General features: G+C 58.3%; 19 protein-coding genes. 12 read left to right on the top strand and 7 right to left on the bottom strand.

Annotation, left to right across the window (positions count from 1 at the left end):
- Positions 1-94 precede the first annotated feature (94 nt).
- Both ACI7MX_RS15465 and ACI7MX_RS15460 read left to right on the top strand, forming a co-directional pair.
- Positions 95-1,777 (top strand): C13 family peptidase, encoded by a 1,683-nt coding sequence (locus ACI7MX_RS15465; protein ID WP_405589966.1) that lies wholly within the window; start codon positions 95-97, stop codon positions 1,775-1,777.
- Positions 1,778-1,826: 49 nt separating this feature from the next.
- Positions 1,827-2,468, top strand: coding sequence for an oxidoreductase (locus ACI7MX_RS15460; RefSeq protein ID WP_314485039.1), 642 nt, complete (start codon positions 1,827-1,829; stop codon positions 2,466-2,468).
- 73 nt (positions 2,469-2,541) lie between these two features.
- On the opposite strand, the gene ACI7MX_RS15455 is transcribed toward ACI7MX_RS15460, so the two are convergent.
- From ACI7MX_RS15455 to ACI7MX_RS15440, 4 genes are all read right to left on the bottom strand, one after another.
- On the bottom strand, positions 2,542-2,835 hold the full coding sequence (locus ACI7MX_RS15455) for a YceK/YidQ family lipoprotein (protein WP_405589963.1): 294 nt from the start codon (positions 2,833-2,835) through the stop codon (positions 2,542-2,544).
- Complete coding sequence (gene ubiX / locus ACI7MX_RS15450) at positions 2,828-3,457, bottom strand: flavin prenyltransferase UbiX (protein WP_314485034.1); 630 nt, start codon at positions 3,455-3,457, stop codon at positions 2,828-2,830. Before ubiX ends, ACI7MX_RS15455 begins: the two co-directional genes overlap by 8 nt.
- Positions 3,454-4,803: a UDP-N-acetylmuramate:L-alanyl-gamma-D-glutamyl-meso-diaminopimelate ligase gene (gene mpl / locus ACI7MX_RS15445; protein WP_314485032.1), complete on the bottom strand. Its 1,350-nt coding sequence runs from the start codon at positions 4,801-4,803 to the stop codon at positions 3,454-3,456. Before mpl ends, ubiX begins: the two co-directional genes overlap by 4 nt.
- 320 nt (positions 4,804-5,123) lie before the next feature.
- The gene (locus ACI7MX_RS15440) at positions 5,124-7,013 is read right to left on the bottom strand and encodes a sigma-54-dependent Fis family transcriptional regulator (protein WP_405589959.1); all 1,890 of its coding nucleotides are present in this window, start codon (positions 7,011-7,013) and stop codon (positions 5,124-5,126) included.
- A gap of 344 nt (positions 7,014-7,357) precedes the next feature.
- Here ACI7MX_RS15440 and ACI7MX_RS15435 point away from each other — a divergent pair, with 344 nt between their 5' ends.
- The 10 genes from ACI7MX_RS15435 to ACI7MX_RS15390 all read left to right on the top strand — a co-directional run bounded on the left by ACI7MX_RS15435 (position 7,358) and on the right by ACI7MX_RS15390 (position 18,149).
- Positions 7,358-8,878, top strand: a complete 1,521-nt coding sequence (locus tag ACI7MX_RS15435; RefSeq protein ID WP_405589957.1) for an aldehyde dehydrogenase family protein — start codon at positions 7,358-7,360, stop codon at positions 8,876-8,878.
- Positions 8,879-8,988: 110 nt separating this feature from the next.
- Entirely contained in the window at positions 8,989-10,437 is a 1,449-nt protein-coding gene (gene eat, locus ACI7MX_RS15430) for an ethanolamine permease (RefSeq protein WP_405589954.1), read from the top strand.
- A 51-nt stretch (positions 10,438-10,488) separates the two neighbouring features.
- On the top strand, positions 10,489-11,895 hold the full coding sequence (locus ACI7MX_RS15425; protein WP_314485020.1) for an ethanolamine ammonia-lyase subunit EutB: 1,407 nt from the start codon (positions 10,489-10,491) through the stop codon (positions 11,893-11,895).
- Positions 11,892-12,704, top strand: coding sequence for an ethanolamine ammonia-lyase subunit EutC (gene eutC, locus ACI7MX_RS15420; protein ID WP_405589951.1), 813 nt, complete (start codon positions 11,892-11,894; stop codon positions 12,702-12,704). The genes ACI7MX_RS15425 and eutC overlap by 4 nt, the downstream gene beginning before the upstream one ends.
- A 367-nt stretch (positions 12,705-13,071) precedes the next feature.
- Complete coding sequence (locus tag ACI7MX_RS15415) at positions 13,072-13,725, top strand: DedA family protein (RefSeq protein ID WP_314485015.1); 654 nt, start codon at positions 13,072-13,074, stop codon at positions 13,723-13,725.
- Between the two features lie 14 nt (positions 13,726-13,739).
- Positions 13,740-14,564: a zinc-dependent peptidase gene (locus tag ACI7MX_RS15410; protein ID WP_405589948.1), complete on the top strand. Its 825-nt coding sequence runs from the start codon at positions 13,740-13,742 to the stop codon at positions 14,562-14,564.
- Between the two features lie 87 nt (positions 14,565-14,651).
- Positions 14,652-15,179 carry an inorganic diphosphatase gene (ppa, locus tag ACI7MX_RS15405; RefSeq protein ID WP_016779241.1) on the top strand — a complete coding sequence of 176 codons (528 nt, stop codon included), beginning with the start codon at positions 14,652-14,654 and terminating at the stop codon, positions 15,177-15,179.
- Positions 15,180-15,438: 259 nt separating this feature from the next.
- Positions 15,439-16,179, top strand: coding sequence for a helix-turn-helix transcriptional regulator (locus ACI7MX_RS15400; protein ID WP_405589945.1), 741 nt, complete (start codon positions 15,439-15,441; stop codon positions 16,177-16,179).
- Between the two features lie 247 nt (positions 16,180-16,426).
- Complete coding sequence (locus ACI7MX_RS15395; protein WP_405589942.1) at positions 16,427-17,365, top strand: hypothetical protein; 939 nt, start codon at positions 16,427-16,429, stop codon at positions 17,363-17,365.
- A 433-nt stretch (positions 17,366-17,798) separates the two neighbouring features.
- Positions 17,799-18,149, top strand: a complete 351-nt coding sequence (locus ACI7MX_RS15390) for a DUF6124 family protein (protein WP_405589939.1) — start codon at positions 17,799-17,801, stop codon at positions 18,147-18,149.
- Between the two features lie 228 nt (positions 18,150-18,377).
- Here ACI7MX_RS15390 and ACI7MX_RS15385 read toward each other — a convergent pair whose 3' ends face one another.
- Genes ACI7MX_RS15385 through tssM form a run of 3 tightly spaced genes read right to left on the bottom strand, consistent with a single transcriptional unit; the run spans position 18,378 to position 23,502 of the window.
- The gene (locus tag ACI7MX_RS15385) at positions 18,378-19,247 is read right to left on the bottom strand and encodes a serine/threonine-protein kinase (protein ID WP_405589936.1); all 870 of its coding nucleotides are present in this window, start codon (positions 19,245-19,247) and stop codon (positions 18,378-18,380) included.
- Entirely contained in the window at positions 19,244-19,972 is a 729-nt protein-coding gene (locus tag ACI7MX_RS15380) for a PP2C family serine/threonine-protein phosphatase (RefSeq protein WP_314484980.1), read from the bottom strand. The genes ACI7MX_RS15385 and ACI7MX_RS15380 overlap by 4 nt, the downstream gene beginning before the upstream one ends.
- Complete coding sequence (gene tssM / locus ACI7MX_RS15375; RefSeq protein WP_405589933.1) at positions 19,972-23,502, bottom strand: type VI secretion system membrane subunit TssM; 3,531 nt, start codon at positions 23,500-23,502, stop codon at positions 19,972-19,974. Before tssM ends, ACI7MX_RS15380 begins: the two co-directional genes overlap by 1 nt.
- Positions 23,503-23,509: the final 7 nt, after the last annotated feature.

The raw sequence follows: 23,509 nt of genomic DNA, 5'->3' as shown, positions 1-23,509 counted from the left end.
GGCTCCCCTAATAAGTGTGCATGTTTCATGCGCACCTATAGAGCCGCTTGGGTTGCTGCGGCATACTCGCAGGCCTAACTTTGCGGATCCTGCCATGCGCTCACTTGCACCCCTCGCTTTGATATTGCTGCTGACTGCCTGCGGTGAGGGAGAATCGCTGTTGCCACCCGATGCCCGCCTGCCAGATGGCGGGCGTTATCGCGGCGAAGTGGTCAATGGGCTGCTACAAGGCCAGGGCCGCATCGATTACCCGAATGGCAGTTGGTACGCCGGCGAATTCAATAAGGGCTTGTGGCATGGCCAGGGTGAATGGCACGCCAGCAACGGCGACGTCTATCGCGGCGGTTTTGAGCAAGGTCTCTATAGCGGCCAAGGCAGCCTGACCACCCACGACAGCACCTATGTCGGCGGCTTCAAGCAAGGCCGACGCGAAGGGGAAGGCACCCTGAAACAGGGTGAAATGACCTATCGCGGTGAATTCAAGGACGATCAATTCTCAGGCATCGGCCACCTTGAGCTCGAAGACGGTAGCCAATACCAAGGCCAGTTCGCCCACGGCAAACCCCACGGCGAAGGTAAGCGCAGCGATGCCAGTGGCAATGAGTTCAGTGGTCAGTTCGTGAATGGCGATCTTGAAGGCAACGGCATTTTTAACAGCGCAGAGGGCGACCAGTACGAAGGTGCCTTCAAAAACAATCAGTTGAATGGCAAAGGTCGCTATGAAAATGCCGACGGCGATGTCTGGATCGGTGAGTTCAAGGAGGGCGCCCTGACCGGTCAGGGCGAACTGATCGGAATCGACGGTTCCCATTATCGCGGCCAGTTCAATGAATGGCGTTTTAACGGCCCTGGCCACCTGAGCATGCCCGATGGCAGCAGCTATGTCGGTGAGTTTGCCGCCGACACTTATCATGGCCACGGCACGCTGACCTTGAGTGATGGCACCGTACTGAGCGGCGAGTGGAGGAACGGCCAGCGGGTACGCGATGCCAAAGGCACCGTACTGCCCGACCCGCTGGAGTTGGGGCTGCTCAATCAAGGCACCTTGCTTAAAGAAGCGCTGGACGCCGTTGCCCCCTCGACCCCGGCCGTCGAGTTGTACAGCCTGGTGTTGGCCGGCGATGGCAAGCAAAGCGTGTTCAAGCGCGAAGCCGAATACGTCAACGATATGCTCGCCAGCCGCTTTGGCAGCCGAGGCCAGATCAGCCTGATCAACCATCGCGATCACCTCATGGACCGGCCAATGGCTACCCGAGAAAATCTCCACCGGGCGGCTAAAACCTTGGCCGAGCGCACAGGCCCCGAAGATTTGGTGTTCATCTACCTCACCAGCCACGGCACCGCCGAACATCAATTGGTGCTGGAACAGCCACGCATGGAACTTGCAGACCTGGCTGCTGACGAACTTGCAGCGGCACTGGCACCCTTAAAGAACCGCGACAAGATCATCGTCATTTCGTCCTGCTATTCAGGCGGATTCATTCCGGCCCTCAAAGATGAAAAGACCCTGATCATGACCGCCTCCAGTGCCGACAATGTTTCATTTGGTTGTTCGGAAGAAGCCGACTTCACCTATTTCGGCAATGCGCTATTCGCTCAGGCGCTTAACCAGACCGACGACCTGCAAAAAGCCTTCAAGCTGGCCACTCAAAGCATCGCAGAACGTGAACAGGCTGAAGGTTACGAAGCTTCCGAGCCCCAAATATGGGCGCCAAAAGGCGTTCTGACCCACTGGCAACGCTTACGTCAGCAACAAGCAAAACAGGCGTTGCAGTAAGCAAAGCACCCTGAGCTGACTAAGCTGAATGTAACAAGGGAGATACACCATGCATTTGACACCTTCCAACATTCTGCTGGCGGGAGCGTCCGGCCTCACCGGCGAACACTTGCTTGACCGTTTGCTTAACGAGCCCACCATCAACCGTGTGTTGGCCCCGTCGCGCAAACCGTTGGCTCCCCATCCGCACCTCGAAAACCCTGTCGGCGAACCCGCCGTGTTCCTGCCCCAACTGAGCGGCAAAGTCGATGTGGCGTTTTGCTGCCTGGGTACCACGATCAAAATAGCGGGTTCTGAAGCAGCCTTCCGGGCGGTTGACCATGACATGGTGGTGGCATTTGCCAAGCGCGCTCTGGAAATGGGCGCACGGCATCTGGTGGTGATCAGCGCCATTGGCGCCGACCCGGAGTCGTCGGTGTTTTATAACCGGGTCAAAGGCGAGATGGAGCAGTCGCTGCGTGCTCAGGGCTGGCCACAACTGACCATTGCCCGCCCCTCAATACTGATTGGTGATCGCCTTGAACCGCGACTGGCCGAGCAAATTGCCGGACCGTTGTCCAAGCTGATTCCGGGCAAGTACCAAGGTATCGAGGCCTCCCACCTCGCCCGAGCACTGTGGCGCCTGGCACTGGAGGAACAAGACGGTACGCGGGTTATTGAGTCCGATGAATTGAGGCGCTTGGGCAAATAATTTCGCCTCACTTCGCGTAGTCGCTGCCAATCGCAGGCTCATGCCTCGTCAGCGACTACAAAAGATGCACCGCTTACAACCCGCCGGATGCCTGAACGCCGACACCCAGCACCGTCAGCACTGACAAGGGCAACAGCAGCGTGTCGAGCAACGCGCTGGCGGGCAGGTCGGCACCCGGATAACGCGGCGCCTCAGCGCCAAAGCGCTCGTGTGCGCAACACCCACCTTGCAACGCATACAGGTCCAGCCGAGTCCCTGAGTAGACGACCGGGGCGCCCGGTTTGGCAGCGTCCAGCGTACGAACACTGGCGCAACCACCGACATGCAAGGTCATCAACAGCGCCAGCGCCAGCAGCGCCTTATTCATCGCCGCCGACATGGTGCTCGCCCCAACGCGGGAGCATGTCTTGCGGGATGTTCAGCAGATTGAGAATCCGCGCCACAACAAAATCCACCAGATCATCGATGGTCTGCGGCTGATGATAAAAGCCCGGTGATGCAGGCATTATCACCACGCCCATGTTTGACAGCTTGAGCATGTTTTCCAGGTGGATACTGGAATACGGCGCCTCACGCGGCACCAGAATCAACTGACGTCGCTCTTTAAGGGTGACATCGGCCGCTCGTTCAATCAGGTTGTTGCAAGCGCCAGTGGCAATCCCCGACAAGGTGCCCGTTGAACACGGCACGACCACCATCGCCGCAGGCGCGCCTGAGCCGGAGGCCACTGGCGACATCCAGTCTTCTTTGCCGTATACCCGAATCTGCCCGGCAGCCGCGCCGGTGTACTCGGTCAGAAAGGTTTGCATGGCCTGAGGCTTGGGTGGCAACAGCACATCGGTTTCCGTGGCCATCACCAATTGCGCGGCCTTGGAGATCAGGAAGTGCACTTCACGGTCTTCACGCACCAGACAATCGAGCAGGCGCAAGGCGTACGGCATGCCCGAGGCGCCAGTGACGGCCAGCGTAATACGTTCTGGCCCGCTCATCGCAGAGCGTCCGCCAATTTACCGTGCAGGCCGCCAAAGCCGCCGTTGCTCATGATCACCACATGCGTACCGGGCGTGACCTTCGCCTTGACCTCGGCAATGATGGCCTCCAGCGAATCGCAGACCCGTGTCGGCACAGGGCTGGAAGCCACAGTGCCCGCAAGGTCCCAGCCCAGGTTGGCCGGTGCGTACCAGACCACGTGGTCGGCTTGCACGACACTTTGCGGCAACCCCTCGCGGTGCGCGCCCAGCTTCATGGAGTTGGAACGTGGCTCAATCACCGCAATCAGCGGGGCATCGCCGATATGCTTGCGCAGGCCATCCAGCGTGGTGGCAATAGCGGTCGGGTGATGGGCAAAGTCGTCATAAATGGTAATGCCATGCACCTCAGCGACTTTCTCCATGCGCCGTTTTACGCTTTTGAACGCATTAAGGCCGGCTATCGCCAGGCTCGGCACCACGCCTACGTGACGGGCGGCAGCCAGCGTGGCCAGAGCATTGGCCACGTTGTGCTGCCCCGTCATGTCCCATTCAACCGTGCCTTGAACGTCGCCTTCAAACAGCACGTCAAACCGCGAGCCGTCGTCGCTGAGCAAGCGGGCTTGCCATTGGCCGCCTTCGCCTGTGGTTTGTACCGGCGTCCAGCAACCCATTTCAACCACGCGCTGCAAGGCAGGCTCGGTGGTCGGGTGAATGACCAGACCTTCACTCGGGATGGTGCGCACCAAGTGATGGAATTGGCGCTCAATGGCCGGAAGATCGGGGAAGATGTCGGCGTGATCGAACTCAAGATTGTTCAGGATCGCAGTGCGTGGACGGTAGTGAACAAACTTTGAACGCTTGTCGAAAAAGGCGCTGTCGTATTCGTCGGCTTCCACCACAAAGAACGGCGTATCACCCAAGCGGGCCGACACGGCAAAATTCTGCGGCACACCGCCAATCAAGAAGCCCGGCGCCATGCCCGCGTGCTCCAGCACCCAGGCCAGCATGCTGCTGGTGGTGGTTTTGCCGTGGGTGCCCGCTACGGCCAGCACCCAGCGACCTTGCAACACGTGATCGGCCAGCCATTGCGGGCCTGAAACGTAGGGCAGGCCTTTATTCAGGACATACTCCACGGCCGGATTGCCGCGTGACAGGGCATTGCCAATCACTACAACATCGGGCGCGGGATCCAGCTGGGCCGGGTCGTAGCCCTGCGTCAATTCAATGCCTTGAGCTTGCAGTTGGGTGCTCATTGGCGGATAGACGTTAGCGTCGGAACCGGTAACGTGATGGCCCAGTTCTTTGGCCAACACCGCCAGAGACCCCATGAAAGTGCCGCAAATACCAAGAATATGAATGTGCATAGTCGACCTCGTAAACATCGGCGAAGGGTAGCGTAGGAGGTTTCTTTTCGCACCTGATGATTGTTGTTGAATGCTGCAGCCCTCACCCTAGCCCTCTCCCAAAGGGAGAGGGAACTGACCGCATGCATCTTCATAATCAGCGCCAATCGGCCCCTCTCTCCCAAAGGGAGAAGGAACTGACTGAATGCATCTTCATAATCAGCGCCATTCTGCCCCACTCTCCCAAAAGGAGAGGGAACTGACCGCATGCATTTTCATAATCACACACATCTGCCCCCTCTCCCTCTGGGAGAGGGTTGGGGTGAGGGTGCTTCAAGGGTTCAACGCGCGATCCCATGCCTGCGCAGTTTCCGGTAAAGCGTGTTGCGACTGACCCCCAACTGCTCCGCTGTCTGTGTCATGTGCCAGCGGTGCTGTTCCAGCGCCACCAGCAAGGCCACCTTTTCTGCGTCTTCAAGCGGATGTTCAGATAACCGGACAGGTACGGCCCTAACCTGACGAATGGCTGCCGGCAAATCATCCACTTCAATCACCCCGCTGTCACACAACGCGGCCATCGCGCGCAGCACAGTGCGCATTTGCCGCACGTTGCCCGGCCACTCAAAGCCCAGCAACGCAGCACGCGCGCAAGGGCTGAGGGTGATCCGCTGCTCACCCGCTTCCCGGGCCAACAAAAAGTCCAGCAACTGCGCTTTATCCGTGCGATCCCGCAGGGCCGGCAAGCCGATTTCCAGTCCATTCAACCGGTAATACAAATCTTCACGAAAAGTGCCCGCCGCCACATGTTCCTGCAAGTTGCGGTGGGTGGCACTGATGATGCGCACATTGACCGCCAGCGGCTCCCCCCCAATAGGCACCACCAGGCGGTCTTCCAACACTCTTAATAGCCGGGTTTGCAGCGTCAGCGGCATATCACCAATTTCATCCAGAAACAGCGTGCCACCATCGGCTTGTTGCAGCTTGCCCGGCATCCCCTCTTTGCGTGCGCCGGTAAAGCTGCCGCCGCGATAACCGAACAGCTCACTTTCGATCAGGTTTTCGGGAATCGACGCGCAATTGAGCGCTATAAAAGGTTGGCTGCTGCGCACACTGGCCTGATGCACGGCCTTGGCAAACACCTCTTTGCCCGAGCCCGTTTCGCCATTGACCAACAACGGCACATCACGTTCGAACACCCGCAACGCCCGTCGAAAATGCAGTTGCAGACCCTCGTCCCCCAAGCAGATAGCGTTCAGGCGCGGGGCGACTTCAGGCAACTGATGACCCTTGACCGGCGTCGGCACACTGCGCGGTTGTCCTCGCACGACGGCAAACAGACTGCGGCCGTCGCGGGTTCGTAACGGCCAGCACTGACTGGCCTGTGCGCTGGCCCGAGAGAACAGTTCGTCACGCGGGCAGTCGAATACGCTTTCAACGTCTTGCCCGAGCAAGCCTGCGCGGCCGTTGCCCAGCAAATTCAAAGCACTTTGATTAATGGCCACAATCACGCCGTCGCCATCGAACGCCAACATCCCTTCACTGAACAGCCCTACCGCCTGCGCTTGGACATTGAAACGCAGCAGCCACTGATGCTCGTAGTGGCGCTGGAAGTAGCTGTTTTCGATGAGCTTGGCCGAGAGATTGATCAGCGCCATGGTATGGAACTGACTCTGGCGTGAAACCTCATGACGGGCCGAAGACACATCCAGCACTGCCAGTAATTCACCATGGGGATCGAAGACCGGGCTCGCTGAACAGGTCAACCCGGTATGACGCCCGCGAAAGTGTTCGTCCTGATGAATCGTCAACGCCTGGCGCTCGATCAGGCAGGTGCCGATTCCGTTGGTTCCCTCGCGCGCCTCACTCCAGTCAGCGCCCAGCCACAGACCTGCCCGCTCAAAGACCTTGCGCTCAGTCGACGCCGTGACGCAGTTCAGAATCACCCCGTGAGCATCCGTCAGCAACACCGCATGCCCGGCCCCCGACAGTTGCTGGTGCAGGCTGTTCATTTCATGCCCGGCAAATTGCAGCACCTGCTGCAAACGCTCGCGCCCCTCCAGAATCTTGCCGTGCTCAAGCACGGTCGGGGCGATGGTCTGAGCAGGATCAAGGTGGTAGTCGTCCAGGCAGCGTTGCCAGGAACGAATAATAGAAGGGTCACAGCCCAACGGGCGACCTTGGGTGACATCAAAGACTTGCCGCGCGTGGCGGCTGAGATCGCTGCTGTGCATTGTTATTGTTCTCCGTGCTGTCTCGGCGGTCTCGCGCTCGTCAGAGGCAACCTTCCTCCACGGCAGCAAAGATCCACTCCAAACCGAATCCCCAGCATCCTCTTGGCACCCGACCATTGCAATCACGAACTGACTGACCGGTCGTCGACTGTGTCACCTATGGCACACCCTGTCACAACGAGCGTGTCACCGTTGGCACAATCCCCCCAACTATCACCTTGCCCAAAGCCAGACAAACCCCGGCCCGCCTGAGTCTCAGCACTATGGCCCAGCCTTTGCTGCTGGATAGACCAGCGCCACTGCGCACCCTCCCATAAGCACAATAAAGCCAGGAGACACTCACCATGCGTTACGCACAACCCGGTACTGAAGGCTCGATCGTCTCGTTCAAGAGCCATTACGGTAACTACATCGGCGGCGAATTCGTGGCACCGGTCAAAGGCCAGTACTTCACCAACACCTCGCCGGTTAACGGCAAAGCCATCGCCGAATTCCCGCGCTCCACGGCAGAAGACATCGACAAAGCCCTCGATGCTGCCCACGCAGCGGCAGATGCCTGGGGCGCGACCTCGGTGCAGGCCCGCTCTCTGGTCTTGCTGAAAATTGCTGACCGCATCGAACAAAATCTCGAACTGCTGGCCATCACCGAAACATGGGACAACGGCAAAGCGGTGCGTGAAACCCTGAATGCCGACGTCCCGCTGGCGGCTGATCACTTCCGTTATTACGCGGGCTGCATCCGCGCTCAAGAAGGCAGTGCTGCCGAAATTGACGGCAACACCGTTGCTTACCACATCCACGAACCGCTGGGCGTGGTCGGGCAGATCATTCCGTGGAACTTCCCGCTGCTGATGGCCGCCTGGAAACTCGCCCCGGCGCTGGCGGCCGGTAACTGCATCGTGCTTAAACCGGCCGAACAAACGCCGCTGAGCATCACCGTGTTCATGGAACTGATCGGCGATCTGTTACCGCCGGGCGTGCTCAACGTCGTACAAGGTTTCGGTAAAGAAGCCGGCGAAGCGTTGGCCACTAGCAAACGCATTGCCAAAATCGCCTTCACCGGCTCCACCCCGGTGGGCTCGCACATCATGAAATGTGCCGCGGAAAACATCATTCCATCGACCGTGGAACTGGGCGGCAAGTCGCCCAATATCTTCTTCGAAGACATCATGCAAGCCGAACCGGCCTTTATTGAAAAAGCGGCCGAGGGCCTGGTGCTGGCGTTCTTCAACCAGGGCGAAGTGTGTACCTGCCCATCGCGGGCACTGGTTCAGGAATCCATTTACGACGACTTCATGAAAGTGGTCATGCGCAAAGTCGAAGCCATCAAGCGCGGCGACCCGCTGGATACTGACACCATGGTCGGCGCTCAAGCGTCCGAGCAACAGTTCGACAAAATCCTGTCCTACCTGGAAATTGCCAAAAACGAAGGGGCTGAACTGCTGACCGGCGGCGCTGTAGCCAAGCTTGAAGGCGACCTGGCCACCGGCTACTACATCCAGCCGACGCTGCTCAAAGGCACCAATAAAATGCGGGTCTTCCAGGAAGAAATCTTTGGCCCGGTGGTCAGCATCACCACTTTCAAGGACGAAGCCGAAGCGCTGGCCATTGCCAACGACACCGAGTTCGGTCTGGGTGCAGGCCTGTGGACGCGCGACATCAACCGCGCCTACCGCATGGGCCGTGCCATCAAAGCGGGTCGTGTCTGGACCAACTGCTACCACCTCTACCCGGCCCACGCCGCGTTCGGCGGTTATAAAAAATCCGGTGTCGGCCGTGAAACCCACAAAATGATGCTCGACCACTACCAGCAGACCAAAAACCTGCTGGTGAGCTACGACATCAATCCGCTGGGTTTCTTCTAACCCATCGCCCCGTAGCCGCTGCCGAAAACAGCGGCTACAGAGCCTTCTGGCTCATCTTTTGCTTTACACCCTGTCAAATTTTTCAAACGATAAAGCACAGGTGACTGCACATGCCTAGCGAACCGATTGCCGCAGCAGCGGCCCCGACTTCCGTCGACTTTGAAAAGGTCGGCTCCGACTACTTCCAACAACGCGAACTGAAAAAAGGCGCCGCCGGCTGGGTCCTGCTGGTGGGACTTGGCGTCGCCTATGTCATCTCCGGCGACTACGCCGGCTGGAACTTCGGCCTGGCCCAAGGTGGCTGGGGCGGCATGTTTATCGCCACACTGCTGATGGCCACCATGTACCTGTGCATGTGCTTTTCGCTGGCCGAACTGTCCTCCATGATCCCGACTGCGGGCGGTGGCTATGGCTTTGCCCGCAGTGCATTCGGGCCGTGGGGCGGCTTCCTCACCGGCACCGCCATCCTGATTGAATACGCCATTGCGCCCGCCGCCATCGCGGTATTTATCGGTGCTTATTGCGAATCGCTGTTCGGCATTGGCGGCTGGATGATTTACCTGGCCTTCTACATCATCTTTATCGGCATCCACATCTTCGGGGTCGGTGAAGCGCTCAAATTGATGTTTATCATCACCGCCGTCGCCGCCATTGCTCTGGGTGTATTTCTGGTGTCGATGGTGCCGCACTTCAGCGTCGCCAACCTGCTCGACATTCCAGTGACAGAAGCCCAGGGCGCCAGCGCCTTCCTGCCCTTCGGTTATGTCGGCGTATGGGCCGCCATCCCCTATGCCATCTGGTTTTTCCTCGCGGTCGAAGGCGTGCCCTTGGCCGCCGAAGAAACTAAAAACCCCAAGCGCGACCTGCCCCGCGGCTTGATCGGCGCCATGCTGGTGCTCGTGACCTTCGCCCTGCTGATCCTGATCATTGGGCCCGGCGGTGCAGGCGCCCATCACTTGATGGCCTCCGGCAACCCGTTGGTTGAAGCCCTGAGCAAGGCCTATGGCGGCTCGACCTGGATGGGCGGCTTTGTGAATCTGGTGGGCCTGGCAGGCTTGATCGCCAGCTTCTTCTCGATCATTTACGCCTACTCACGTCAGATCTTCGCCTTATCGCGCGCAGGCTATTTGCCGCGCAAACTGTCGCAAACCAACAAAAGCAAAGCACCCGTGCTGGCCTTGATCATTCCCGGCATTATCGGTTTTGGCCTGTCATTGACCGGTCAGGGTGATTTGCTGATTCTGGTGGCCGTGTTTGGCGCAACGATTTCCTACGTGCTGATGATGGCTGCGCACATCACCCTGCGTATTCGTCGCCCCAAAATGGAGCGCCCGTACCGTACGCCGGGCGGTATCTTCACTTCAGGCACCGCTTTGGTGCTGGCCTGCGTCGCGGTTGTCGCCGGTTTTCTGGTGGACCCGCGTGTGGTGATTGGCGCGGCGGTGATCTATGGCGTATTAATTGCGTACTTCGCGTTCTACAGTCGACATCACTTGGTGGCCGGTACGCCGGAAGAGGAATTCGCGGCCATTCAACAGGCCGAAAAAGCCCTGCACTAACCGCTGAGCGTCACGTCAGGCGCATAGCGCCTGACGTTAAGGAGCACTTGAATGGCAACTTTTTCTCACGCGGTCGGCACTCAGACTTACCGTTTTGATAGCCTCAAAGACCTGATGGCCAAAGCCAGTCCGGCCCGTTCAGGGGACTTTCTCGCCGGCGTGGCCGCGCAGAACGACGGTGAACGCGTCGCTGCACAAATGGCACTGGCTGACACTCCCCTCGCCTATTTCCTGCAAGAAGCACTGATCCCCTACGAAACCGACGAAGTCACCCGACTCATTCTCGACAGCCATGACCGGCTCGCCTTTGCACCGGTGAGCCATCTGACTGTCGGAGGTTTTCGCGACTGGCTGCTCAGCGACGCCGCCGATGAACACAGCCTGCGGGCATTGGCGCCCGGCCTGACCCCGGAAATGGCCGCCGCCGTCTCGAAGATCATGCGCGTGCAGGACTTGGTGCTGGTGGCACAGAAGATCCGCGTCATCACCCGGTTTCGCGGCACTATGGGCCAGCGCGGGCGGCTTTCGACGCGCCTGCAACCCAATCATCCGACCGACGACCCGGCCGGTATCGCGGCCAGCATCCTCGATGGCCTGTTGTACGGCAACGGCGACGCCATGATCGGCATCAACCCGGCCACTGATAGCATCGCCTCCATCTGCGACTTGCTGAACATGCTCGACGCCATCATTCAGCGTTACGAGATTCCCACCCAATCGTGTGTATTGACCCATGTCACCACTTCAATTGAAGCGATCAACCGAGGCGTACCACTGGATTTGGTCTTTCAGTCGATTGCTGGCACCGAAGCTGCGAATGCCAGTTTCGGCATCAATCTGAATGTATTGCAGGAAGGCTACGAAGCCGGATTGAGCCTCAATCGCGGCACAGTGGGCAACAACCTGATGTATTTCGAAACGGGCCAAGGCAGCGCATTGTCGGCCAACGCGCATTTTGGCGTTGACCAACAGACCTGCGAAACCCGCGCTTACGCCGTCGCGCGGCACTTCAAGCCGTTTTTGGTCAACACCGTGGTGGGGTTTATCGGCCCCGAGTATTTGTACAACGGTAAGCAAATCATCCGCGCCGGGCTTGAGGATCACTTCTGCGGCAAGTTGCTGGGCGTACCGATGGGCTGCGACATCTGTTACACCAACCACGCCGAAGCCGATCAGGACGACATGGACACCCTGCTCACGCTGTTGGGTGTGGCCGGGATCAACTTCATCATGGGCATTCCGGGGTCAGACGACATCATGCTCAACTATCAGACCACCTCGTTCCATGACGCCCTTTATGCGCGTAAAACCTTGGGACTGAAGCCTGCCCCTGAGTTCGAGCAATGGCTGAGCAAGGTCGGAATATTTACCCAGACCGATGGCCGGATTGAGTTTGGTCATCAGCTGCCGCCTGCATTTCGTCAGGCGCTGGCTCATTTGGGAGGGCGACAAGCATGACTCAACCTCTTAACCCGTGGCTTGAACTGCGTCGCTTGACCCCAGCCAGGATTGCGCTGGGCCGCACGGGCACCAGCTTGCCCACCCATGCCCAGCTGGATTTTCAATACGCCCATGCGCAAGCGCGGGACGCCGTGCATCTACCCTTTGATCATGCAGGCCTCAGCGAACAACTGGCCGAGCGCGGGCAAAATACACTGCTGCTTCACAGTGCCGCCCCGGACCGTAACAGCTACCTGCAACGTCCCGACCTGGGGCGCAAGCTCGATGATGGCTCGGCGCAACAACTACGAGATTACGCACAAGCCAATCCCGGTGGCATCGACCTGGCCATCGTGGTGGCAGATGGTTTGTCGGCGCTGGCTGTTCATCGCCACACCCTGCCTTTTTTGAACCGCATGCAAGCACATATCGCCCAAGCGGCATGGCGCCAGTCGCCGGTGATTCTGGTGCAACAGGGCCGAGTGGCGGTGGGGGATGAGATTGGCGAGCTGTTGGGCGCCCGTATGGTGGTGATGTTGATTGGCGAGCGTCCCGGTCTGAGCTCACCGGACAGCCTGGGGCTGTATTTCACCTACGCGCCCAAGGTCGGACTGACCGATGCCTACCGTAACTGCATCTCCAACGTCCGGCTTGAAGGGTTGAGCTACAGCATGGCCGCTCATCGGTTGGCGTACTTGATGAATGAAGCCTGCCGTCGGCAACTGTCGGGGGTTAACTTGAAAGATGAAGCGCAACTGAACACCCTCGAAACCGAAGCCCCTCGCGAAAACTTTTTGCTAAAGGGCGCAGACTACAAAGCGAGCTAACGCTCTGTAGCAGTTGACGAGTAGTGCGAGGCTACGTCCGACGGCGAAGCCGTCGTAAATCATTCAGCCGGGTGATATCAGATACATCGCGCTCAAATAACTTGCGACGATTGCATCGTCGAACGCAGCCTCGCACTACTCGTCAGCTGCTACGGGGCTTTGCGCTCCCCGTTCAACCTGCAACAAAATATCTACGAGACTTTCATGCCAAATACACGCTTCGCTACAAACTCGATCAGCAGAATTCGCATCAGCCCGTATAATCCAACTCGTCAAAATTGTACGAAATTACTACTTGGCTTGTAGTTAAATACCCTCTCCCCCCGCACAGGCCTGCTGAGTCGGGTCATCAACACAGGTGCTTCACATGGATTTCAACCCGCTCGACATTATCTTGCACCTCGATGTGTACCTCGATTTGCTGGTAAACAATTACGGGCCGTGGATCTACGCCATCCTGTTTCTGGTGATCTTTTGCGAAACCGGTTTGGTGGTCATGCCGTTTTTGCCGGGTGATTCGCTGCTCTTTATTGCTGGCGCGGTCGCGGCTGGCGGTGGCATGGACCCAGTATTGCTGGGGGGCTTGTTGATGGTGGCGGCGATATTGGGCGACAGCACCAATTACGTCATCGGACGAACGGCAGGCGAACGCTTGTTCAGCAATCCCAACTCGAAAATTTTCCGCCGCGACTACCTGGAAAAAACCCACGACTTCTACGAACGGCATGGTGGCAAAACCGTGACCATGGCGCGCTTCCTGCCGATCTTCCGCACCTTCGCGCCTTTCGTTGCTGGCGTCGCGCACATGTTCTATCCGCGCTTCCTGATGTTCAGCGTCATCGGCACCATTCTGTGGGTGGGCGGTCTGGTCACGCTGGGTTACTTCTTCGGCAACGTACCGTTCATCAAGACCAACCTGTCCTTGCTGGTGGTCGGCATCATCCTGCTGTCGCTGGTGCCGATGATTATTGGTGTCGTGCGCAGCCGCATGGGTCGTACGCCTGTTAAAGCCAAAGCCTGATCGAGGCGCCCCTGATGTGGTCTTTGCACGAATGGCGGCGCCAGCGAATTCTGGCGCAACACCCGGTAGCGCCGGATGTGTGGCACAACGTTCGCCAGCACCTGAGCATTCTCGACGGCCTGAATGACGAGCAGGACCAATGGCTGCGCGAGCGCAGCGTGTTGTTCCTGCAAGAAAAAGCCCTGACACCCATGCCGGGTGTAGACCTCACCAAAGAAGGCCGGCTGTTGCTGGCCGCGCAGGCACAACTGCCGCTGCTGAACCTCGGCGATCTGGACTGGTATCAGGGATTTCACGAAATCGTCTTGTACCCCGATGACTTCATCAGCCCCCAACGCCATCGCGATTCAAGTGGCGTGGAACACGAATGGGAAGGCCATCACAGCGGCGAAGCCTGGCAACACGGCCCCGTCGTACTGGCGTGGCCCGGCGTACTCGCCAGCGGTGGATGGGAAGGTTACAACTTGGTGATTCACGAACTGGCGCACAAGCTCGACATGCTGAACGGTGCGGCGAACGGCATGCCACCCCTGCACAGCCACATGGTCGTCAGCGACTGGACGCACGCCATGCAACAAGCCTACGACCACCTCAATCACACCCTCGATCATCACCCGGATCACGCGCCCATAGACCCCTATGCGGCTGAAAACCCCGCTGAGTTCTTTGCCGTTATCAGCGAATACTTCTTCAGCGCGCCCGACCTGCTGCAAAGCGCCTACCCGCAGGTCTATCAACAGCTCGGCCTGTTTTATCGCCAGGACCCGCTGGCTCGCCTGCTTACGCTGCAAAGCGAACACCCCGAATACCGTGCGCAGCCCGTACACGGCCACACGTGACGGCGTTATACGAATACGCCTATAATCGCCGCCACTTTTTGGTCAAATTGGCCAAGTAAATTCGCCTATACACGGGGGCACCGCCCAATGAGCTACAGCAAGATTCCGGCTGGCAAAGACCTGCCGAATGACATCTACGTCGCCATCGAGATTCCGGCCAACCACGCGCCGATCAAATATGAAATCGACAAAGACAGCGATTGCCTGTTCGTTGACCGCTTCATGGCGACCCCAATGTTCTACCCGGCCAACTACGGCTTTATCCCTAACACCCTGGCTGACGACGGTGACCCCCTCGACGTGCTGGTTGTGACCCCTTACCCGGTAGCTCCAGGTTCGGTTATCCGTGCACGCCCGGTTGGCATTCTGCACATGACCGACGACGGCGGTGGCGATGCCAAAGTCGTTGCAGTGCCTCACGACAAGCTGTCCCAGCTGTACGTGGACGTGAAAGAGTACACCGACTTGCCACCGCTGCTGATTCAACAAATCCAGCACTTCTTCGAGAACTACAAAGATCTCGAAAAAGGCAAATGGGTGAAAATCGAAGGGTGGGGCGACGCAGAAGCTGCCCGCGCCGAGATCACCAAATCGGTTGCAGCCTACAAAGGCTAAATGACGGGCGGGACGCGCTGTCAGCGTGCCTCTCTCATCTAAAAAAAACCTCGGCTCGCCGAGGTTTTTTTATGCCTGAAGGATCGCCACCAAACGCTCTGTTCATGGAGTTTAACGTTCCACCACTGGGAAAGTAGGACGTTGCTTAAAACATCACGGAATCAGCCTCAAAACACTGAGAATTTTCCGATTAAAATCCTGTTTTATTGAACGCTTGGTTTATTTAAACAGCCAGGGGTTGCCCGTAAACTCCCTATTCATGAATACATCCGGTGATCGCCTCAAGACACTCCTGCGGGAGTGCCATTTATCCGCTTCGGACTTCGCCGCCAACCGCCGCGTTACGCCGCAGCACGTCAACAACTGGTTCAAACGCGGTATACCTATGGCCCGTCTGGACGAAATTGCCGAACTGCTGTGCGTCAACAGCCGCTGGTTACGTACGGGGGAAGGCGTCAAACACCCCTCAATCCCTGGTTTGACCCCTAACGTCCCCAAAACGGCCATAGCTGGCACCCACGCTGCCGACTTTACGGCCAGCGACATCGCCGTCCCTTTCTACAACGAAGTCCTTAGCCCCAACGTCTCGGGCAAAACCCGCGTGGTTGAAATACCCGATCATCACGTGCGATTGAGCCTGGCCTGTCTGCACGCCATGGACGTCAACCCGGAACAGGCCATCTGCGCGCCCATGATCGGCAACAGCATGGCCTGCCTGATACAAGACGGCTCCACGGTCGCCATTGACCGCAGCCTGACCCACATCGTCGACGGCGAAATCTACGCCCTCGAACAGGACGGCATGTTGCGCATCAAATACGCCTACCGGCTGCCCAACAGCGGCCTGCGCCTGCGCAGCCACAACCCGGGCGAATACCCGGACGAAGTCTTCAGTGAGTTACAAATAGAGCAACAACACATACGCATTCTGGGCTGGGTATTTTGGTGGTCGACCTTAAACACCCGGCGCCCGGCAGTGCCTTGCACACTGAGTGAATAACAACGGCTGGGCTTTTTTCTGGGAAAAGCGTTTCAACCTCAGTATGATTGCCGCACTTACGCATCCCCCTCGCTCACCGCGAGCCCGCATGCAGGGTCGGCAACGCAAGGTTGCCCCGCCCCACTCCCAGTTTGAAGGTGAGTACGGTTTACCAAAAATAAACCAGACCCACCCCCGAGAAGCCGGCCACAAGCCGGCTTTTTAATGCCTGTCATAAAACTATCCGCGACAAGAGATCTGAACGCTCATGGATAAGATGTTTATTGAAACCTTCTTCGTTAACGTAGCGCCTTACAGCAGTCCCGAGTGCCTTCCGCTTTTTTTGGCGCGGGCGCAAGAGAGTTGTGAGTGGCTGGAATGCCGTGGGCTGAAGGTCAAAGGGCGTATTCCGTACTATCGGCAAGTCATCAAAAACTATGACGCTGTCCGTGGTTCGTACGGGCCGAAGATGTTTGAGTTTTTGCACGCGGTGTCTGAAATGCATCACGTGGTGAAGTGCAGTGAGCAACTTAAAGAACAGCAAGCCTCGTCTCAATTCAAGAACACGCTAACGTCTGCCATGTATGGCATTAACTTCAGCCATGAAAATGACACGCCGAGCAAGGATCAGGATCGCAACTATATGTTCGAGCTGGGTATTGCTTCCAGCTATGCCGCGCAGGCCCATCGTATCGACGTGTCGAAGCGCACCGATATCATTGTCAACGACTTGGCGCTGGCCATTGAATGCAAGCGCATTCAGTCGCCTGAGTTACTGGTCCGGCGTTTGAAAAAGGCCATCGAACAGTTACAAAAACATGAAGCCGGTGAAGCCGCCAATGGGGTGGTGTATATCGATGTCACTGAAATACTGGACGTTAAGCATACGGCCTATATTCACGATCAGACCAGGGTGCCGCCGTATCGCAAGCCGCCTCCCGATGAAGATGAGGTCGTGAAAAATCTCTATGCGCGAATAGAGGCGGATATCGCCGAGACGATTGAAGACAAGATGACGTTGCTCAAGCCTCATTTAACCGATGAGGTGTCGTGCGTGGTTTTAAACTTCAACTTTTGCGGGTTTGAAATCAATATGATCCGTGAGTTTTCGATTGTGGGTCGATGCAGTTTTATTCTCGACAATGACAAGGTTGAGCCGGCAGTTGCCCGCAGTGTACGTGCCACGTTGGGTCGACAATTTATATAGTCGACTCAACTTCCGCGTTGGAAGGTTTTGCGGCCGCTGCGCGGCCAGACGCGGCCTCGTGTGACTCGTCCGCTGCTACGGAGGGGTGTGTTTCACGCCTTTAAATTCAGCCATTTCGTACGACGTTTCCCTTTCAATCACGTGAAACATCCGAGAAAATCCCGCTCGCTTGCGCTCACTCATTTCGGGGCATAGTCTCGGCCCATCGCTGCTCAATCAGCGATCGGGTTTAGTCGCCCGATGTTAAACTAGGCGCAAGGCGCCACCTTAAGTGAGGCGCTTTTTTTCGGCCCCGCGTTATGGTGGCCGTGCGTAGGGCGCCTTCGGGCGCGCCGGGTTCCTGGTTTCTCCGGTCGACTAACCTGCGTACGGCTGCCACCCTTCGTTTAGTCGCGACAGGTGCCAGCTCCTTATTTTGAAGCCAGGAGTTGCCATGAAAAGAATCACCCCTGATCCACCCTCCTTCACCCTGCACGATGCTGCTCAGTGCGATGCACAGTCGCTGGACCGCGCTGCCGCCGATCGCGCGCTCGATTATTACTTGCTCGACCACAGACCTCCACGACCGGTAAGCACGGTTAGGTATGCCATCCCGGACAGTGTCAATTTAGAAGCGGCTTTGGCCCAAGCGTCAGACTTGTTGCGCTGCGCGGGTGCTTCTGCGTGTGAGGCGGGGAATGGTTTGAGCGGGTTGCCGCGCGATCTGGTGTTGTCGGTTGTGCACTTGGTGGAGCTGGCCAAGGCGTATGTCGACAAGTCGCTGGACGGTTTGGCGACGCACTAAGCAGCACGCGCCTGAGTGCAAGCAGGCGCGTTATTGTTCTCTATCGCAGCATCTGTTCAGCGTTTCGGTGGCGCCAGCAAGCGTGACTCGACACGAGCCTCTTTCAACCTTTCAGCTACATCAAACAAGGTGCTCATTTGTAGCCCTCAAGCATCAATCAGTCTTAAATCTGCTCTTAATGAAGCCCTAAGGCTACATGATTGCCAGACTTGGTCAGATTCGTTTGCTTTATCCGGGCCACGGCCAGAGGGTGCGGCGGGCAGCCACGGCATCGCGCAATTGGGCAACACTGACGGTGCGTTTAGCCGGCTCAAAGCGTAGGGCTTTACGCACCGCACGCCACACGTGGGCTGGCAGGCATTTGGGTTTTTTGAGGGGCAGCGCTGGCCGATGGTCGCGGGCTTGGGTCGATAGCAGGCGGTTAAACGGGTGTTTGCCACTCGCCAGTTCGTAGATGACGCAACCCATTGCGTACACGTCTGCTGTGCGGGTCAGCGCGGCGCCTTCGAGGATTTCCGGCGCGGCGTAGCCGGGTGTCCAGGCATTCATGCGCTGGCGACTGATCGCCGCCAAGCCGTCCAGTCGCCCCGCTTCAGCCTGCCCAAGGCCGAAATCAAACAGGCGCACGCCCTCTTCGCTGAGCAGAATGTTGCTGGGTTTTATGTCGCCATGAAGGATGCCCAACGCGTGGCTATGAGCCAGTGCTTCAAGCAGTGGCAAGGCGATTTCGCGCAGCTCCTGCCAAGGCAACCCCAGAGGCCGCTCACAGAGCAAACGGTCCAGTGTAGAGCCGTGTAACAGCTCCATGACGATGAAGACCCGCTGGTGTGCGGTGTCTACATTGAAGCTGTACATGCGCAGGATATTGGGGTGACGCAAGTGGCGGATCAGCGCGTATTCGTTGAACAGCACAGCACTGGCGTCGGGGGATTGGCTGAGGTCGTCACTGAGGATTTTCAAGGCCACGCAGGGCTGTGGATCCGCGAACTGTTCATGCAGCAGGTCCCGGGCACGGTAGACCGTGCTCATGCCGCCTGCGCCCAATAACCGTTCAATCCGATAGCGCCCGCTCAATACCTCGGGCAATGGCGCTGTCATTGACGAATCACCACGGCACTCACGTTGTCACGCGCCGCACCACTCAATGCGCTGTCGAACAATCGCGCCAACGCCGCACGGGGTGAAATGAGGCTGAGTGCGTTGCCCATTTCGCGATGACTCAACTCTTGATAGAGACCATCGCTGCACAGCAAAAACACATCGTTGGGCTGCACTTCCAGTTCCAGCACGCCCAAGCGCAGTGGCTCGCACGCACCAATTGCCCGGGTCAAAGCCCGGGAACCCGGCTGGGCCAGCGCTTGTTCCTGGGTCATGTGCTGTTCGTCCATCAATTGCTGCTGCAATGAATGGTCGCGCGACAAGGTGTACAGCTGTTGGCGACGCCATAGGTAACAGCGGCTGTCACCCGCCCAGACACAGGCGGCGCGGTTGCCTTCGAGCAACAAGGCAACCACGGTGCTGCCCATGATGTTGTCGGTGTGCTGATCGCTGACGGTCAGTTCCTGACTAAAACGGCGGTTAAGCCAGTGCAGGCATTTGCGCACGGCCAGTAGCCGTTGATCAAAGGTCTGCGGCTGGTTCAGTTCGGACAGGCTGTTGACGATCATCTGGCTGGCAATGTCGCCCGCCCGATGACCGCCCATGCCATCCGCCACCGCCCATAACCCAAGGTGCGGGCAATCGAGGGTGGCATCTTCATTACGGGTACGCACCTTGCCAGGGTCCGTACCTGCCGCGCTGCGCCATTGCGCGTTTTCGCCCATTACAGTTGCTCGGGCAGGCGAAAACTGCGCAACACGTTCAGGTCAAACGGGTTAGGCGTGCGTTGACTCATTAACAGATAGTTGGCCCGCATACCGCCCACGTCCGCTTTGAGCACCATCACATCGCGACCGCTGAGGTACTCAACGCTCATCAGGTCCAGCAAGCGAAACAACGACCACGGCCCGGTGCTTTTTTCGATGCCGACCGGGCGGCCGGACATTTTTTCCAGAACCAGGCTGGTGCGCCCGTTCTCAGCCTCAGTGGGCCATTGCAAGGTGACGGGGACTATCGGCCCATGGCGGTAGTCCAGCGACTGGTTGCCAAAACGCAGCTCCGCGCGGCTGACGCCGGGGTCAAGGCTGTAAGGCTCAAGGGTGAATTGAACGAGGGGTTCTGCCGGATTCTGGGCGAAGAAGCCCTGACGTATGACTTGCGCTGCGGACATTTGATCAAAGTAAGCCTTGGACACAGGCAAACTCCGCCCATCAATGCTGCGCAGCCGGTAGTTACCCGCCTCACCGCTGACGAACGGGCGCATGTAGCTGTCAAAAAAGCGCTCGCTAAGCCCTTGGGCACGAAAGAACTCGCGAAAGTCATTCAGGGCCACATCGCTGCTGCTGTGGGCGCTGAAGGGATAGCGCTGTTTGATTGCACGGTCGTAAAAACTGTACAGCTCACGCTGATAGCGCTGGTTGATGAAGTGGTAGGCGTTGTCCAGTTCCAGGCTCCAGGTGTCTTCAGCGACACCCTCGAACCAGCCGCTGAGCGGACGCGGCAGTTGCTGCGCGGCCTGACGCAAATGACTGAGGGCGTCGCGTTGACCGCCCATGCGTAATTTGGCCATGTCAAAGGCCGCCTGGTCGGGTGCGCTCGCGCGGGCCAGACTGGCCAGTTGTTGCTGCACGTCGTTGAGCCCTTGCAGGGCTGCCGTGAGGGTGGCAGTCGGTGCATTGTTGTCGTCGAGCAAACGGTGCAGCGGTTCGAAGCGTCGTTGCAGGGCTTGCTTGGCGTTATCCGGCAGCTTGACCGCCAAGGCATCTGCCGCTTTGCCCACAGTCGCGGTTGCGGCGCCAGCCAGTGCGCCGAGTTTTTTAGCAGCGCCCTTTTCGTCGCCCTTGGCGGGTACCGGTAGCTCATCAATAAAGCTTGGGAAGCGGGTGTTTTCACGCACTTCGATCAGTAATTGCACGATGGCCGAATTGGCGGAGGTCAGCGCAGCTAGCTGATCGGCGCCTTCACTCGCCGCCGTGAACGGCTGCAAGGTCAGTTGCCCGATGGCTTCGCCCCACTGGGTGGCGTAGTCGCGGAAGTACAATTGCTCCAGCTCGACCATCAGCTTGCGCATGTCCATGGGGCTGAGGGTATTGCCCTCGCCCAGCACCCAGTTGTCACGCAGGATGTCGCTGACAAGGGTGGCCCCCTGAACCGAGAAATACTGTTGATAGCCTTGCTGAGTGTAAAACCCCGGAATCACGTAGTCGGCGCCACTGAACACCTGGCTTTGCGGGCCAAGGTGCTGATCGAAACGGTAGGGCGCCAGCCCGTGTGCCTGCTCGCGCAGCATGCGGTAAACGACCGAGGCCAGTGATTCGCTGCGCAGCACCTGACGGGCCTTGGCAATCAGTGGCTGATTGAGCGGGTAGTTGAATGGCAGCGCAAGCAGGCGATCGAAGTGCTGACTTAAACCGTTTTGCACAGACGTGTTGCCGGGGTAGCGGGCGGACCAGTCAGTGGCCACCCAGGTCTTGAGCCAGGCGTTGTCGCGACGGTCAGACTCACCCAACATCAAGTAGGCGCGCAGGCTGTTCAGCAACCGTGTTCGATCTCCTAAATTAGCGCGGATCTGGCTTTCCAGCTGTTGAGCGATCCGCGGCAATAACTGGGCTTGCAGTTGCTGTTGATAGGCCTGTTCAAGCAAAGGGTTGCTGGCGCCGCCCTGGTACAAGCCGGTGCGTTCAAACACGCCCACATCCCGTGTTGAGGGGAATACCTGCGAGGCCGCGAATTGGGTGTCGAGCGTGCTCAGCACCGCGGCACTGTCATCACGCGGGCTCAGCAACGAACGTTGTTTGTTCAGTTGCTCAGCCAGCTCGCGCAGTTTATCCAGACGTTCATGGTTGGCCGCAAAGCTCTGCGCCCACACCAGTCCCATCACCCCGAGCACGGACAAGGCACCTGCGTACAGTGCGCGCTGCTTCCAATGAATACGTCGGCGCTCACGCTTGTCCAGACTGGCCAATTGGGCTTCCGGAAAAATCACTCGGCTCAGCAGGTGGTGGATAAAGTGCGAACGACCGCTGTGCAGCACCGGCAAGGCGTGTGCCTTCATCTCTAAAGACTCGCCCAGCTTCGTGGTTTCAGGTTGCGCCTCTCGTTTTACATGGGGGGCGCTGGTGAGGTAGAAGCCACGCAACGGGCTGGCGCGTTGATAACGATTACCGGTAAAAGCAGTGTCGACAAACACACACAGGCGCTCGCCAATGGCCCCCAGCTGATGAGGGAAATCGAGAATGCGCGCTCGACGCTGGGTGTCGCGCTCCTGATGCATACGCGAGATGACCTGACCCGTCAGGCGCCCCAACAGCGCGTCAAACTCGGTGCGCAACAGTGAGACATCGGAGCCGCTCTGGTCTTTGCCAAAACTGGCACCGAAGACCTGATCACTTTCTTCGCGGGTCATCTGATCAAAAAACTCGCTGAAGCCGATCAAGCTGTCGGCCTTGCTCAGTACCAGATACACCGGCACATCAATATGCAGGATTTGATGAATCTCCTGGAGGCGGTTGCGCACCACATCGCCCAGCCCTGACATGGTCGTTTCATTGACCGCAAACAAGTACTCGACCGGCACAGTGACCAACACACCATTCAACGGCCGCGCGCGTCGGCGGCTACGCAACAACTCCAGCAAGGTGCGCCAGTTGCTGGCGTCAATGTCAGGGTCGCCGTGCTCCAGATAGCGCCCGGCAGTGTCTATCAGCACGCCATGCTCGCCAAAGTACCAGTCACAATGCGTGGTGCCGTTCATGTTGCGAGTGATTTGGCGGTCAATCTTGTTCAGCGGAAACTCCAGGCCCGAGAAGTCCAGCAAGCTGGTTTTACCGCTGCCCGTCGGACCGATCACCAAGTACCAGGGCAGCTCATCGCGCCAGCGCTCACTGCGCCCGCGGTACACGCTGGAGGTCGTGAGCGTGCGCAGGGCCTCTTTGAAACGTTGCCGCAGTACTTTCTGCGAGGTCTCCAGCTGCGCGTCTTTAAGCTCACGGGCTTTACCCACTTCACTGTCTTCACGCTCTTTTTTGCGGATCCCCGCGCGCCAGCTGACAAAGACCATCATCAGGCCCCATAGCAGACACAGCGCACTGATGCTCAGTAACCGGGCACTGGCATCGGCCCAGAATTTATAGTCGTTGACCGCCAGGAGCGGGCCGACCCACCACACCAGCAGCGCAAGAGTCAGCAGCAGCGCCAGCGTCCAGACCCAGGTTTGACGCACAAAGGCAGCTACTTTTTTCAAACTGTTTTTCATCACATAT

It is taken from the genome of Pseudomonas sp. 2024-210 (genome assembly GCF_045062345.1).
Classification (GTDB): Bacteria; Pseudomonadota; Gammaproteobacteria; order Pseudomonadales; family Pseudomonadaceae; genus Aquipseudomonas.
This window is presented reverse-complemented; position numbering and strand designations above follow the sequence as displayed.